Origin of the sequence: Sorangium sp. So ce131 (assembly GCF_051519095.1) — a bacterium.
Taxonomy (GTDB): Bacteria; Myxococcota_A; Polyangia; order Polyangiales; family Polyangiaceae; genus Sorangium.
The window spans coordinates 5732786-5747082 of record NZ_CP150455.1; the positions used below are offsets into that span (position 1 = coordinate 5732786).

Here is a 14297-nt window from a genome sequence, read left to right on the forward strand (position 1 = left end):
AGCGAACGACCGGCGCGGCGTCAACACGGGACGGGCGGCGGCCGGCTCCCGAGGTCGGCCGCGCGGGCAGCGCCGTCGTCCTGCGGCGACGCCGGCCGGAAGAGCGGCACGAGCGAGCGCAGCGACCACGACCTCGCCGCGGCGGCCGGGGCGGGTCGCCAGACGGGGCGCGGCGGCGGCGGGGGCGCGACCGCCGCGCGGGGGGCGCGGGCTCCGGCGCGCAGGCGCGGCGCGGGCCGCGGCTCGTCGAGGAAGCGCAGCAGATCCGGGGCGAGCTCGTCGACGGCCTCCCGGTGCGGGTAGTGCCCTGCGTTCGCGAAGCGCCGCACCGTCACGCCCTCCAGGTAGCGCTCGACGTCCGCCGCGTGGCGCACCGGGATCACGGGATCGCGGTCGCCCCAGTACACCGCGAGCGGCGGGATCTCCGGGAGCCGGTGGGCGATGTCCATGAGGTGTTCGCGCTGGCCGCGCAGGTCGATCGCGTGGCGGAGCGTGCGCGACAGGGCGCGCGCCGTGCCGGGCCGCGCGTTCACCCGCGCGAGGTGCCGGCGCTCCGCCGCGTTGAAGTTGCCGCCGAGCACCAGCATCCCCGCGTGGGTGCCGACGCCCATGAGCGCCGGCACGGCCAGCTCCAGGAGCCCCGTCACCGCCGCGAAGCGCAGCGGCAGCGCCACCTCGCTCCCGATGCCGCCCGCGGCGACCAGCGCGAGGCGGTGCACCCGCCCCGGCCGCTCAATCGCCACACACATCGCGATGCTGCCGCCGAACGAGTGCCCGACCAGATCGAAATCGTCGAGCCCCAGCGCGCGGATCCACTCCGCGACGACGCCCGCATACCACCCGACCTTGTACGGGGCGTCCGGCCTCGCCGACTGGCCGTGGCCGGGCAGGTCGAGCGCGACGACGCGGCGCCCCGCCGCGAGCGCCGGCGCGAGCCGGTTCCAGGTCCTACAGCTGTCGGAGAGGCCGTGCACCAGGACCACGGGGCGCCCGCGCTCCCCGCCGCTCCGGGGAGGTGACCATTCCTCCCAGTGGACCTCGCCTGCGGAAAAGGAGCGAACATGACTGCGACACGTGATCGACATGTTCTTCTCATAGAATTCGCATGAAGCGCCGCATCTGTCCAGATTGCACGGCGATTACGTGTCCCTGACGTTCGTGATCCGCCCTGGCCGCGAAGTGTGCTTCGCGTCCGATGTGGGTTGCGCGGCGCCGGCGTGCGCCACGCTGAGGCGCGGGCAGGACAACGCTGTCATGGGATTTGTGCGGTCGTGTCGCTGCGCGAAGGCGGGTGAGGCCGTGTGGTTCCCCCCCTGATCCGGCGCGTTCTGGCCGGTCGCGCTCCGGGTCGGCGTGGTGTCCTGGCGGCGTCCCGGGCGCGGCATCCACGTTGCTCTGTGGGTCGCCCCGACGCGGTGCGGTCGCATCGCGGAGGAGGATGCCTGTGCGAAAGGTCTCCGTTTCGGTAGCTCTTGGTCTTTGCGCCGTCTCCGCGGCGCTCCTTGGCGGCGCGGGGCTCGTCGCCTGCAGCAGCTTGAGCAGGAGTGGTGATGACGGCGGGTCGTTCGCCCCCGAGGATTCCTCTGGGGAACGGCCGCCGCCGGAGGGCTCCTGGGGCAACGGCGCGGGCGGCGGCGCCGGCGCCCCCTCCGACGAAGCCCAGCCCGATCCGCCGCCGGAGCCGGGAGAGGAGGACGCCGGCGCGGCCCCGGCGTTCACCTGCGAGGGCCTCGACGAGAGCCAGCCTGTGGTCCTTTATCTCTCGGCCGACGACTCCAACTCGATGAGTTCGCCGGTCCATGCCCGCGAGCTGCTCCGCGCGGGCATGGCGCCCTGGCCGTCGAGCCTGCGCACCTACGAGTTCCTCAATTACTACCGCATCGCGTACGCGCCGCCCGAGGAGGGCGAGATCCGCGTCGAGCCCCAGATCGAGGCCGGCGACGAGGCGGGGACCTACACGCTGCAGATCGGCGTCCGCTCCGTCGACCCGCCGAGCCCGCGCCGCCCCATTGCGATCACGTTCGTCCTCGACACCTCCGGATCCATGGCAGGTGAGCCGATGGAGCGCGAGAAGGCCACGGTGCGCGCCGTCGCCGCGAGCCTGTCCGAGGGCGACGTCGTGAACATGGTCACGTGGAACACCACGAATTCGGTGGTCCTGAGCGGTCATGTGGTGAACGGTCCGGACGACCCGACGCTGCTCGCCGCGGCCGAGTCGCTCTCGGCCGACGGCGGGACCGATCTCGAGAGCGGCCTCAAGGTCGGGTATGCGCTCGCCGAGGAGCACTACGCCGAGGGCCGGATCAACCGGGTGATCCTGGTGAGCGACGGCGGCGCCAACGTGGGGGTCACCTCCGCGGATCTCATCGCGCTGCACGCCGAGGACGCGGACAAGGAAGCCATCTATCTCGTCGGCGTGGGGACGGGGCCGGCGGTGAGCTACAATGACGCGCTCATGGACGTCGTGACCGACAAGGGGCGCGGCGCCTATGTCTACCTCGACGACGTGGACGAGGCGTTCCACATGTTTCGCGACCGCTTCGACGAGGTGATGGAAGTGGCCGCCCGCGGCGTCCAGGTGGAGCTCACGTTGCCCTGGTACTTCAAGATGGAGAAGTACTTTGGGGAGGAGTACTCGACCAACGCCGAGGAGATCGAGCCGCAGCACCTCGCCCCCGGCGACGCGATGATCTTCAACCAGCTCGTGCGCGGGTGCGACGCGGGCGTGATCAAGGACGAGGATACCCTGACGGTGCGCGCGCGCTGGCAGGCGCCGTTCACCTACGAGCCGAAGGAGGTGACCCGCGAGGTGACGCTCGCGGAGCTCACCGGGGGGAGCAAGGAGCAGCTCGTCAAGGGCAAGGCCATCGTGGCCTACGCCGAGGCGCTCAAGGCCGGCACGAGCGAGGCGCTGCGCGCCGCGCGCGAGCGGGTGATCGCGGCGAACCCGGGCGGCGATCCGGAGCTCGACGAGATCGCGGAGCTCATCGCGCTGCATCCCTCGTACTGAGCGCTCCGCGCCCCTCTGGCGACGGGGAGTATCCGAGCCGCCAGGGCGCCGCGGGCCGCCCTGTACCGGATCGCGGTCGATACGACGACGAACGATGGACGTGCATCGAGCGGCTGACGGGCGTGCCCGCCTGGCAAGCGCATGATCGGGCCTGGCTCAGGTGACGAATGGGCTGGGCTCGACGTCCGGCTCACGGGCCTTGAGGCGGTGGTCCTTGGTCCATATGTGGACCTTTCGCTGGTTGCCGTACTTCTGCTTGAGACGCTGGGCTTCCTCGACAATCGAGGTATCGGTCAGGCCGACGCGCTGCGCCGCGAACTCCCCGGCGAAGCGCTGGAGAAGCATCCGCAGGTTGGCCTCGTCGAGCGCGGGCGTGATGAGAAAAGGCACTCCCTTGGTGAAGCTCTGTTCGATGTCGGCGACGAAGCGCTGGGCGAGCCCGACGCGCGACCCCTCGTCACGCCCGTCGACGATGTGATTGGCGACCTCGAAGATCGAAGGGAAGGGCACGACGAGCAAGCTCCTCGCTTCGATGGCCTTCGCGAACCGCGCCTTGACCTCCTTGTGCGCTTCCGGACTGGAGTAAGAGGGCACCTGGTAGAGCTCGAGCAGGTAGCTCGTATCGATCACGAGCACCGGCGAGCTCACGGCAGTGAGTTGAGCCACGCGCGGGCCTCCTCCTGCTGCTTCTCCTCGAAGCCGGGCATGAGGTGCTGCTCGAGGATCCGGCGGGTCACAAGATCGCCGAGATTACCGCGCTCGAGGAGCACGTCGGCGCGAGGAAGCTCGAGCAGAGGGATGAGGCGAGAGGCCTGCTGCGCCTTGTCCCAGTACGCGACGACCACGCCCTCGAGCTGCTCCGGGGTGAGGGCATCGAGCGTGGCCGGGTTGTGGGTCGTGCAGAGCACGTTCAGCTTGCGGCGGGCGCTGGCCTCCCAGATCGCGCCCGCGAGGACGCCGGTTCGGCTCGGATGCAGGCCGTTGTCGAACTCCTCGATCACGACCCGAGAGGGCGCCGTGACCGTCTCGAGCGCGGTCAATACGCCCAGGCATCGCAGCGTGCCGTCCGACAGGAGGCGAGCATCGACCAGGGGACCGTCCGGACGTTCACGCAAGCCGAACAGAACGTCATTGAGCTCCGTCGTGACAAAGTCAAACTTCTCGTAGGGCTCCTCGGGCAACTGCTTGATCCACCCCAGGATCCGCGCCAACGACGCCTTGTCCTCATCGTTTCCTTGGTGAAGCGCGTAGAGCACGGGAGAAATGTTGGCTGAATGCCTTGTGAGGACGCGGTTCCCAATACGGTCGTACTGACGCATGTCCTTCGAGCTGGGGTCGAAGACGAAGGACGAGCGCAGGTAGGTGCGTACCCGTATCGCCACGTTGACCGCCCCCTTCAGCTTGTCCGACGAAGCAAACGTCGGATACTGGGAGAGGATAGACCTGTCGGCGGGCAGCGTGACGCTCGGCTTGTTCCCGCCGCGACTGAAGTTGTCGTAGCGCACCTTCAGCACGCCCGCCTTCAAGCCCTCACTGCCCTCCAGCGTCGTGAAGAGCGTCCGATCCCCGAGCCTGAGCTCCTCCGTTGCGATCCGGGGCTCCGGTATTGCGCGGACGCCGACCAAATACGCAAATGGCTGATCTGACCCCTCGAAATGGATCACGCCGCTGAAGCCGAGCTGAAACATCTCGCTTCCGGTCCTAACGCATCCCGCGAGCCCGCCACGCACCTCGAACCCTCCACTACGGCCGATGTCGGAGATCTCGTAGAGCGGTCGACCATGTGCGATCTCCGCGAGCAGCTCGACGCCCTCGATCGCGTTCGTCTTGCCAGAGCCGTTCTTCCCGATGAGCAGGGTTACCGGGTTGAATAGGTTGATTTGGGAATCCGCGAAACCCTTGAAGTTCACGAACCGGTGCATGCGCTTCTCCCGGGGTCGCGCCCCTGCCGCGTCGCTCTGCCGGACTCGGCTGTGGACGTATCAGGAGACGCGTGAACCGCGTGCTCGACGACCCTGAGCCGGGCAGGGGTGGAAAGGTGCAGGACCGCGACGAGCGCCTTCTCGGGCACATCCATCACGATCTGTCGCGTCGCCATCGTTCGGTCCTTGGATGCTGGGGTAAGTCGGCGAGTGCCGCACCCTACCACGGAACCGGAACGCTGCGGCCGCTGCGCCTGTGCAGCCTGGGCGAGAGAAGCCGCGGGCGCGGTCAACGTGCCCGAGAGCTCCACCACGACCGGGCGAGGCGTGGCGGAGTGCTTGGCCGGCGCGGTCAGGCCCTCGCCGAACAAGCTCACCGGCTGGCGGCCGACCTGCCCTGGCCCGCTCGCCGACGTCCGGGGACCGGCCTGCGCCGGCGACCGACGACGAGCCCGGCCACGTGGCGTCCGAGCGGCTCCGTCGCACCGAGCGCCGCGCAGTGCGCGGCTCACTCCAGCAGGAAGTAGTGCCCGTCGCGCTTGATATCGAAATGGAAGTGGTCCGCGTGTTGCTCGTTCGCGTTGGGCGTGAGGATCACGTTGAATAACCCGCTCGCGTAGACGGCGCAGACGATCCCCCGCAGCTCGATCGCCTGCGGGGTGGCCTCCGTCGGCTCCGACCCGGGCCCGCACGGGGGCGCGCCGAGGGCGCCGTGCCAGTCGGCCTTCACCTCGAGCCGCGCGCCGTCGGCCTTCTCGAAGGCGGCCACGTCGATGGCGAGGCCGAGGGCGTGCTGGCTCGGCCGCTCGGCCGTCGCCGGCTTGCCCTGCGCGCGGCCTCCCGCCTTCCCCTTGCCGGTGCTCCTCTGGTTCTTCTTCCGCTGCGTCACCGCCGCCTTCTTCGGCGCCGGCCGGTGCATGCTGACGTGCACCACCGTGGTGATCCCGCGCGCCTCGAGGATCGCGGCGAGGTCGTCGAGCGCGAGCACGAGCCGGCAATCGGCGATGTCGAACGGCGACGTCGACCCGGCCTTCGCCACGCCGTCCCCCCGGAACGTGACCCCGTGCAGCGGCCCGGTGAGCCTGACCGGCCGATCGACGAGCGGGGCGCCGCGCGCCGGCGCGTTGGGGATGCCGCGCCGCTTCAGCTCCAGGTCGCAGGCGTCCCTCGACAACGCGCCGTAGGTGGCGGCGCGCGAGGTGGCGGACCACTCGAGCTTCTCGAACGGCGCGGCGCCCGCGTCCTCGCCGCCGTCCACGAGGCCGCCGTCCGCGAGCCGGCCGTCCGCGAGGCTGACGCCCCCGTCCGCGGGGCCGGCGCCCTCGTCCGGGAGGGCCGCGCCGGCGCTGGCGAGCGCGTCCGGCGGCGCCGTCGCCGACGCGCTCGCCAGCGCCGGCGCCTCCTCCGGCCCGGCGGTCGCGCCGCGGTGCAAGGCGAGGCCGAAGGAGGCCGCGAGAGCGCCGCCCAGGAGGACCACCCCGAGGGCAAGCGCAATACGGGAAGCAAGCTCGCTCATCGTCCGCAGGAGCTTACCCCGTCGCCCGCCCGGCGCGGATCGGCCGCGATCGCATTTGCGCGGACGAGCGCCCGCGCGGGCGCGGCGCCGGGGCGCCGATCAGGGTGCTTTCCCGCCATCCTGTGCGAACACAGCCCCCCTGGAGATCAGGCGATCTTCGATGACAGGGGCTCACGACAGCACCACCTCGTTGCAGCACCACGCGAAATTTGCTCGACTCCCGCGATGTCTCGCGCCCGCGCCCGCCGCGCGCCCCTCGCCCGCATGGCCCCCCGCGGCCTCGCGGCCGCCGCGGCGCTGCTCGCCGCCTGCCAGGCCCCGGGCCCCGGGGCGCCGGCTTCCAGGGCGTCGCGGGCCGCGCGACCGGCGGCGCCGCCGTCGCTCGTCACGGAGGCCGAGCGGACCACGTTCCAGCGCACGGGCCGATACCCCGAGGTCGAGCGGCTGTGCCGCGGCTTCGAGCAGGCCTACCCGGGCCGCGCCCGCTGCGTCCGCTTCGGCACCACGCCCGAGGGCAGGCCGATGCTCGCGATCGTCGCCTCGGACGACGGCGCGCTCGACCCGGGCGCGGCGCGGGCGAAGCGGCGCCCGGTGATCCTGTTCCAGGGCGGCATCCACGCCGGCGAGATCGACGGCAAGGACGGCGGCTTCCTGGCGCTGCGCGCGCTGCTCGACGGAACGCTCGCGCGCGGCGCGCTCGCCGCGGTCACGGCGGTCTTCGTGCCGGTGTTCAACGTCGACGGCCACGAGCGGTTCCGGCCCAACCAGCGGCCGAACCAGCGGGGGCCCGAGGAGATGGGCTTCCGCGCCACCTCGCAGAACCTGAACCTGAACCGCGACTACATGAAGGCCGAGGCGCCCGAGATGCAGGCGATGCTGGCCCTGCTCGACGCCTGGGATCCAGTCGTCCACGTCGACCTGCACACCACCGACGGCGCGAAGTTCCAGCACGACGTCGCGGTCCTGGTCGAGCCCTCGGCGCCCCACCCGGGCGGGCTCGACACCGCGGCGCGCGCCCTCTCCGGCGCGCTGCAGGCCCGGCTCTCGGCGCTCGGCCACCTGCCGCTGCCGTTCTACCCGGCGTTCCGCGAGGACGACGACCCCTCGTCCGGGATCTCCGCCACGCCGGCCGCGCCGCGCTTCTCGCAGGGCTACAGCGCCGCGCGCAACCGCATCGGCGTGCTCGTCGAGACGCACAGCTGGGCCCCCCACGCGCGGCGCGTGCGCGCGGCCCACGACCTGCTCGCGGCGCTCTTCGAGCGCGCCGCCCTGGACGCGGGGGCGTGGCGCGCGGCGGCCGACCGCGCCGACGCCGCGAGCGCGCGCCTCGCCGGCGCGCCGTTCGCGCTCAGGTACCGCGCGGCGCCGACGCCGCGCACCGTCGACTTCCACGGCTACGCCTACGAGCGGCGCGCGTCCGAGATCTCGGGCGGCACCTGGACCGTGTACGACGAGTCCCGCCCCGAGATCTGGCGCGTGCCGCTGTTCGATCGGCTCGAGCCGGCCCTGACCGTCGCCGCGCCGGCCGCCGGGTACGTCGTCCCGGCGGCGCACGCGGCCTGGGTGGCCGAGAAGCTGCGCCTGCACGGCGTGACGTACCATGTCCTCGGCGCGGCGCGCCCCGGGTTCGCCGTCGAGGCCTTCCGGGCGGACGTGGTGGCGTTCGACCGCCCCTTCGAGGGCCGGACGCCCGTGAAGATCCAGGGCGCCTTCCGGCCGGAGCGGCTCGACCTGCCCCGGGGCTCGCTCTTCATCCCCACCGCGCAGCCGCGGGCCCCGCTCGTCATGCACCTCCTGGAGCCGCTCGCGCCGGACTCGCTCGTGGCCTGGGGCTTCTTCAACGCCGCCTTCGAGCGGAAGGAGTACATGGAGCCTTATGTCGCCGAGGAGGAGGCGCGCAAGATGCTGGCCGAGAGTCCGGCCCTGCGCGCGGAGTTCGAGGCGCGCCTCCACGATCCTGCGTTCGCCGCCGACCCGAAGGCCCGGCTCGACTTCTTCTACCAGCGCCACCCGTCCTGGGACGAGCGTGTCAATCTCGTCCCGGTGTTCCGCGTCGCCGCGCCGCCGCTCCCCGCGGCCGCCCCGTAGCCCGCGCGCGCGGCATCTCCGCCGCCTCGCGGGAGCCGGCCTTGTCCGCGCCACCCGACGCGGCGTCCCGACAATCCGACGCACGGATCGCGCGGTTTCTTGATAAGGGACTGACATGCTCGTCATCCCTGGATACCAGGTGGTCGAGAACGTCGAGCTCTCCCCCGGGGAGATCGCCTACCGCGCGCGGCGCGCGGCCGACGGCGCCTCGGTCCTCCTCCGGTTCCTGAAGGTCGAATCCACGCGCATCGCGGATGTCGCCCGCTTCAAGCACGAGTGCGAGCGCGCCTCACGTATCTGCTCCTCGCGCGTCGTGCAGGTGCATGGGGTAGAGGAGCGCGCCGAGGGGCTCCTCCTCGTCGTGGAGGACGCCCGCGGCGAGGATCTCGCGAGCGTCCTCCGGCGGGGCGGGCGGCTCGGCCCCGCGGAGTTCCTGGACCGCGCCGTCGAGATGGTCGAGGCCGTGCGCGACCTGCACCAGCACGGCGTGGTCCACCGCGCGCTCACGCCGCGGAGCTTCACGTGGAGCGCGGGCGGGGTGAAGCTCTCGCTGTTCGGCGCCGACCCGCGGGTGGCCCTCCCGGACGGGGCGGCCCACGGCGTCGGATCCACGGCGGAGCTCCCGTACACCGCGCCGGAGCAGACGGGGCGCATGGCCCGCGGCGTCGACCACCGGGCCGACCTCTACTCGCTCGGCGCCATCTTCTACGAGATGCTCGCGGGGCGGCCGCCGTTCGCGTCGCCCGATCCCCTGGAGCTCATCCACGCCCACCTCGCGATCAGCCCCGAGCCGCTCGCCGCCGCCGCGCCGGGCGCGCCGCCGGCCCTCGAAGCGATCGTGATGAAGCTCCTCGGCAAGAACGCCGAGGAGCGTTACGCCGCCGCCGCCGGCCTGCTCGACGACCTCGCGGAGTGCCGCCGGCTGCTCCAGCAGCACGGCCGCCTGGACGGCTTCTCCCCCGGCCGCCACGACCGGCGCGGCGCCCTCCAGATCTCCTCGAGGCTCTACGGGCGGGCGGCGGACGTCGCGCAGCTGACCTCCGCGTTCGAGCGCGCGCTCGGCGGCGCGCGGGAGATCGCCCTCATCTCGGGCTACTCCGGCGTCGGCAAATCGTCGCTGGCGCAGGAGATCTTGCGGCCGCTCGCGCGGAGGCGCGGCTTCTTCATCACGGGCAAGTACGACCAGCATCAGCGGAGCGCGCCGTACAGCGCCATCGCCCAGGCGTTCGACGCGCTCGTCCAGCGGCTCCTCTCCGAGAGCGAGGAGCGGGTGGCGCGCTTCCGGGCGGCGATCCTGGAGGCGCTCGGCAATAACGTGCAGGTCATCGCGGAGCTCGTCCCGTCGCTCCAGCACCTGCTCGGCGAGCAGCCGCCCGCGCCGGCGCTCGATCCGGTCGCGTCCCAGAACCGCCTGAGCCTCTGCTTCCAGAGCTTCGTCGCCGTCTTCGCCCGGCGCGAGCACCCGCTCGTGGTGTTCCTGGACGATCTCCAGTGGATCGACGCCGCCAGCCTGGGCCTGCTCAAGGCGCTGCTCGCGGGCGACGCGATGGAGGCGCTCTTCTTCGCGGGCGCGTACCGCGACAACGAGGTGAGCCCGGCCCACCCGCTCCGGCTCGCGCTCGACGAGCTGAAGAAGGGAGGCCTCACCGTGCGCGAGATCGTCCTCGCGCCGCTCGATCTCCCGGCGATCACCGAGCTCCTCGCCGACACCCTGGAGCGCCGCGACGTGCGGGATCTCGCCGGGGTCGTGCTGAGCAAGACCGGCGGGAACCCGTTCTTCCTCCGTCAGTTCCTGAAGTCGCTCCACGAGGGCGGCGCGCTCTCGTTCGATCCGGCGGGCGGCTTCCGGTGGGATCTCGGCGCGATCGCGGCGCGCCCGCACACCTCCAACGTGGTCGAGCTGATGTCGGGCGCGATCCAGCGCCTGCCGGCCGCGACCCAGGGCGCGCTCCGGCTCGCGGCGGCGATCGGCGGCCGGTTCGACCTCCGGGTGTTCTGCACCGCGGGCGAGCTCTCGCCGGACGACGCGTACCGGCGGCTCTCGCCGGCGATCGAGGAGGGGTTGCTCGCCGTCTCCGGCGAGGAGGTGAGCTTCGCCCACGACAAGATCCGGGAGGCCGCCTACGCGCTGATCCCGGAGGGGGAGCGGGCGGCGGTCCACCTCCGCATCGGCCGGCTCCTGCAGAAGACGGCGGTCGGCGACGCGCGCAAGGGCCTGTTCGACGTCGTGAACCACCTGAACAGCGCCGGCGGCCTGATCGCGGATCCCGACGAGCGCCTCGAGCTCGCGCGGATGAACCTCCGCGCGGCCGAGGAGGCCGAGGAGGCGGCGGCGTTCGGCGAGGCGCGGAGGTACCTCGAGATCGGGCTCGCCCTGCTCCCGGAGCGCCCGTGGGAGGCCGCGTACGGCCTCACGCTCGACCTCACGCTGAAGGCGGCCGCGATGGAGTCGATCTGCGGCCAGCACGAGGCCGCGAGCGAGCGGCTCGCCCGCGGCCTCGTGCACGCCCGCACCCGCGCGGACCGGGCGGCGCTCCGGCGGGCGAAGGTGAACACGGAGATCCTGCGGAACGACCTGCTCGCCGCGCTCGACGAGGGGCTGCTCGCCCTCGAGGTCTACGGGATCCGGCTCCCGCGCTTCCCCGAGCGCGAGGAGCTCGACCGCGAGATCGCGGCCACCGCCGAGCTCCTCGGCGACAGGCCGATCGAGTCGCTCGCCGACCTCCCGCCCCTCGAGGATCCCGAGATCGCGGCCCTGCAAGGCCTGCTCGAGGACCTGCTGACGCCGAGCTACTACCTCGTCACGAACAACTGCGGCATCTTCGCGATGAAGCTCGTGCAGAACACCCTGAAGCACGGGGTCTCGACGAGCTCGATCTCCGCGTTCCTCTACGCCGGGATCCTCCTCTGCGCCGGGATCGACATCGACCGGGGCTACCGGTTCGGCCGGGTGGGGGTGAAGCTCGGGGAGCGGCTCTCGGACCGGAGGGCGGCGCCGCTGCTCTGCAACCGGTGGGGCGCGCTCATCCAGCACTGGAAGGAGGGCTACGCGACGTGCAAGGAGAGCCTGCTCCGGGGCGTGCACGAGGGGCTGGAGACGGGGCAGCACCTCGCGGCCTTCCTCAACGCGATGAACGCCAGCACGAACAGCCTGCTGCGCGGCCTGCGCGTCGACGACATCCTGGCCGAGGCGCGCTCCTTCATGCCCCTCTGCAAGCTCGACCGGTTCAACACGACCACGTGGATGATCCGCGCCGTCGGCCAGATCTGTCATAACCTCACGACGCCGACCCGCGCGCCGCACCGCCTCCAGGGGGACTGGCTCGATCTCGACGCCGTGATCGCCGAGGCGCGGCGCACCGAGTCGCGGGCGACGCTGTTCTTCGCCGAGTTCTACGCCACCTTCATGGGCGCCTTCACGGGAGAGCACGCGCGCGCCGCGGACCTCGCGCTCGGCGCCGTCCCGGGCTCGCTCGGCATCGCGAGCTGGCAGGGCACGCCGGCCTATCATTTCTACGCGGGCGTCTGCCTGACGCAGGCGTCGGGCGAGGCCCAGGCGGGCGCGGCGAGGCGTTACCTGGCGCGGGCGCGCGAGCTCCTGGACAAGCTGCGGCGGTGGTCCGAGGTGTACCCGGGCAACCTCGGTCACCGGAGCCTCCTGCTCGCGGCCGAGATCCTCCAGGCGACCGGCGACTCGGGCGCGGGCGATCTCTACGACGAGGGCATCGCCGCGGCCCGGCAGGGGCGGTTCGTGCACGACGAGGCGCTCGGCAACGAGCTCTGCGCGCGCTACTACCTCGGCCGGGGGAAGATCACGATCGCCCGCGCCTACATGGCGGAGGCGCACCGGCTCTACGCGCGCTGGGGGGCCACGGAGGTGATGCGGCGCCTCGCGCGCAGCCACCCGGAGCTGCTCGCGCACGGCGCGCCGCTCGACGAGGCGCCCGGGCAGGAGGGCGAGCGTGCGGCGGACGCCGACGGGCGCGGCGCTCCCCGGGGGACGGAGGTCGACCGGAGCTCCGTGCTCAAGGCGTCGCAGGCGATCTCCGGGGAGATCATGCTCCCGCGGCTGCTCGAGAAGCTGCTCCGGATCATCCTCGAGAACGCCGGCGCGACGCGGGGCGCCCTGATCCTGAAGGAGGAGTCGCGGCTCGTCGTCGAGGCCGAGCGCGACGTGCGCACGGAGAGCGCGATCGTGCTCCGCTCGCTCCCGCTCGAGGCACGGGGCGACCTGCCCGCGAGCGTGATCCAGTACGCGGCGAGGACGGGGGAGAGCGTGCTCGCCGGGGACGCGGCGGAGGACGAGCGGTTCGCCGGCGATCCCTACCTCGCGGCGCGCGCGCCGCGATCGATCCTGGCCGCGCCGATCCTGCATTATGGCCGCGTCGCCGGGGTGATTTACCTGGAGAACAGCCTCGCGGCGTCGGCCTTCACCCCGCAGCGGGTCGAGGTGATCGGGCTGCTCTCGTCGCAGGCCGCCATCTCGATCGAGAACGCGTTCCTCTACAGCCGGCTGGAGGAGAAGGTCGCCGAGCGGACGGCGGAGCTCCGGGCGGCGCACGAGGAGATCGTCGCGCTGCACGCCGCGCAGCAGCGCCGGCAGGAGCTCGACCTCCAGGAGAAGGCCGCGCTGATCGCGCGGCAGCGGGAGGTGATCCAGGCGCTCTCGACGCCGATCCTCGAGGTGTGGGACGGCGTGCTGGCGATCCCGGTGATCGGGGCGCTCGACGACGCGCGCGCGGACGAGATCATGAAGGGCCTGCTCGAGCGGATCGTCCACCGGCGCGCGCCGTACGCGCTCGTCGACCTGACCGGCGTGGAGGCGCTGGACGAGCGCACGGCGGGTTGTGTCGTGCGCATCGTGCGCTCCGCGGAGCTCCTCGGGGCCAAGGGCATCATCACGGGCATCGGGCCGGCCGTCGCCCAGACGATGGCGTCGCTCGGCGTCGAGATGATGGGCATCACGGTGCGCGCCAACCTGCGCGATGGGCTCCGGGTGTGCATGGACGGCCTCGCGAAGAGGCGCGCGCCGCGGCCGGGGCGGAGGCCGAGGCCGTGAGCGCGCCGCAGCGCCGTAGCGCCGTAGAGCCGCGGAGCCGCAGCGCCGCAGCGCCGTAGAGCCCCGGCGGTCGTGTTCACCGGAGAGCGCTTCCAGGAAGGCGCGAAGATCATCGTCATTCCCGCCTTGCTGTTCCAATCCGACCTTCCCTCGAGGCTCCTGCGCCGGCGCGTGAACACGGGCGAAGCGGACCGCTCACGTTGCATCGGCCGCGCGGCGAGCCCATGCTCGATAAGACATGTCGGCTGACCTGCGACAGCGGTGACACGCGCGCTGGCGCCGACGCACGGCGGCGCGCAGGCGCCTGTCATGAGAGGGGGCGGAGCATGCTACTGCGATCGACGTTCGTCGTTTCTTCGGCGTTCTCGGCGTTGTCGGAGTGCGGCACCGTGCGGCCGCTCAACATCAAGACGAGCCTCTATGTCACGAATCGGCTCGCTCCGGCGCGATCCGGCGTCGTGACGAACGACACCACGGATGTCCAGGTCCGGATCGAGTATGTCCTGGCCTACCGCCGCTGCGCTGGCCCGTGAGCTCGGATCGAGGCGGGGTCCGGCCCGGCGCTGCGGGCGGGCCCCGGCGGGTGACGAGCGCGCGGGCGCGGTCGTCACCCACGTTCGGTCGTGGTGGAGGGCTCGCCGGCTGGGCGGCCCTCGTCCGGGTCGCCCTCAGCGGCTGAGGGCTTCGATCATCCTCTCGCCA

At 72.2% G+C, this 14297-nt stretch carries 8 protein-coding genes; 4 read left to right on the forward strand and 4 right to left on the reverse strand.

Annotated elements, in window-relative coordinates:
• Positions 1-20: 20 nt before the first annotated feature.
• On the reverse strand, positions 21-1085 hold the full coding sequence (locus WMF43_RS20760) for an alpha/beta fold hydrolase (RefSeq protein ID WP_437682627.1): 1065 nt from the start codon (positions 1083-1085) through the stop codon (positions 21-23).
• Positions 1086-1444: 359 nt separating this feature from the next.
• On the opposite strand from WMF43_RS20760, the gene WMF43_RS20765 reads away from it, so the two are divergent.
• Complete coding sequence (locus WMF43_RS20765; protein ID WP_437682629.1) at positions 1445-3010, forward strand: vWA domain-containing protein; 1566 nt, start codon at positions 1445-1447, stop codon at positions 3008-3010.
• Positions 3011-3166: 156 nt separating this feature from the next.
• On the opposite strand, the gene WMF43_RS20770 is transcribed toward WMF43_RS20765, so the two are convergent.
• The 3 genes from WMF43_RS20770 to WMF43_RS20780 form a co-directional block, all read right to left on the reverse strand.
• On the reverse strand, positions 3167-3658 hold the full coding sequence (locus WMF43_RS20770; protein WP_437682631.1) for a hypothetical protein: 492 nt from the start codon (positions 3656-3658) through the stop codon (positions 3167-3169).
• Complete coding sequence (locus WMF43_RS20775; protein ID WP_437682633.1) at positions 3655-4932, reverse strand: AAA family ATPase; 1278 nt, start codon at positions 4930-4932, stop codon at positions 3655-3657. The genes WMF43_RS20770 and WMF43_RS20775 overlap by 4 nt, the downstream gene beginning before the upstream one ends.
• A gap of 508 nt (positions 4933-5440) precedes the next feature.
• On the reverse strand, positions 5441-6448 hold the full coding sequence (locus tag WMF43_RS20780; protein ID WP_437682634.1) for an extensin family protein: 1008 nt from the start codon (positions 6446-6448) through the stop codon (positions 5441-5443).
• Positions 6449-6673: 225 nt separating this feature from the next.
• Between WMF43_RS20780 and WMF43_RS20785 the strand changes: the two genes are divergently transcribed.
• The 3 genes from WMF43_RS20785 to WMF43_RS20795 all read left to right on the forward strand — a co-directional run bounded on the left by WMF43_RS20785 (position 6674) and on the right by WMF43_RS20795 (position 14128).
• On the forward strand, positions 6674-8536 hold the full coding sequence (locus WMF43_RS20785) for a M14 family zinc carboxypeptidase (RefSeq protein ID WP_437682636.1): 1863 nt from the start codon (positions 6674-6676) through the stop codon (positions 8534-8536).
• A 115-nt stretch (positions 8537-8651) separates the two neighbouring features.
• The gene (locus WMF43_RS20790) at positions 8652-13595 is read left to right on the forward strand and encodes an AAA family ATPase (protein WP_437682638.1); all 4944 of its coding nucleotides are present in this window, start codon (positions 8652-8654) and stop codon (positions 13593-13595) included.
• A 326-nt stretch (positions 13596-13921) separates the two neighbouring features.
• Positions 13922-14128, forward strand: coding sequence for a DUF4360 domain-containing protein (locus WMF43_RS20795; RefSeq protein ID WP_437682640.1), 207 nt, complete (start codon positions 13922-13924; stop codon positions 14126-14128).
• Positions 14129-14297: the final 169 nt, after the last annotated feature.

Coding starts and splice junctions, on each gene's coding strand:
- WMF43_RS20760 (WP_437682627.1), bottom strand. CDS start 1,085: ATGTCGATCACGTGTCGCAGTCATGTTCGCTCCTTTTCCGCAGGCGAG.
- WMF43_RS20775 (WP_437682633.1), bottom strand. CDS start 4,932: ATGCACCGGTTCGTGAACTTCAAGGGTTTCGCGGATTCCCAAATCAAC.
- WMF43_RS20780 (WP_437682634.1), bottom strand. CDS start 6,448: ATGAGCGAGCTTGCTTCCCGTATTGCGCTTGCCCTCGGGGTGGTCCTC.
- WMF43_RS20785 (WP_437682636.1), top strand. CDS start 6,674: ATGTCTCGCGCCCGCGCCCGCCGCGCGCCCCTCGCCCGCATGGCCCCC.
- WMF43_RS20790 (WP_437682638.1), top strand. CDS start 8,652: ATGCTCGTCATCCCTGGATACCAGGTGGTCGAGAACGTCGAGCTCTCC.
- WMF43_RS20795 (WP_437682640.1), top strand. CDS start 13,922: ATGCTACTGCGATCGACGTTCGTCGTTTCTTCGGCGTTCTCGGCGTTG.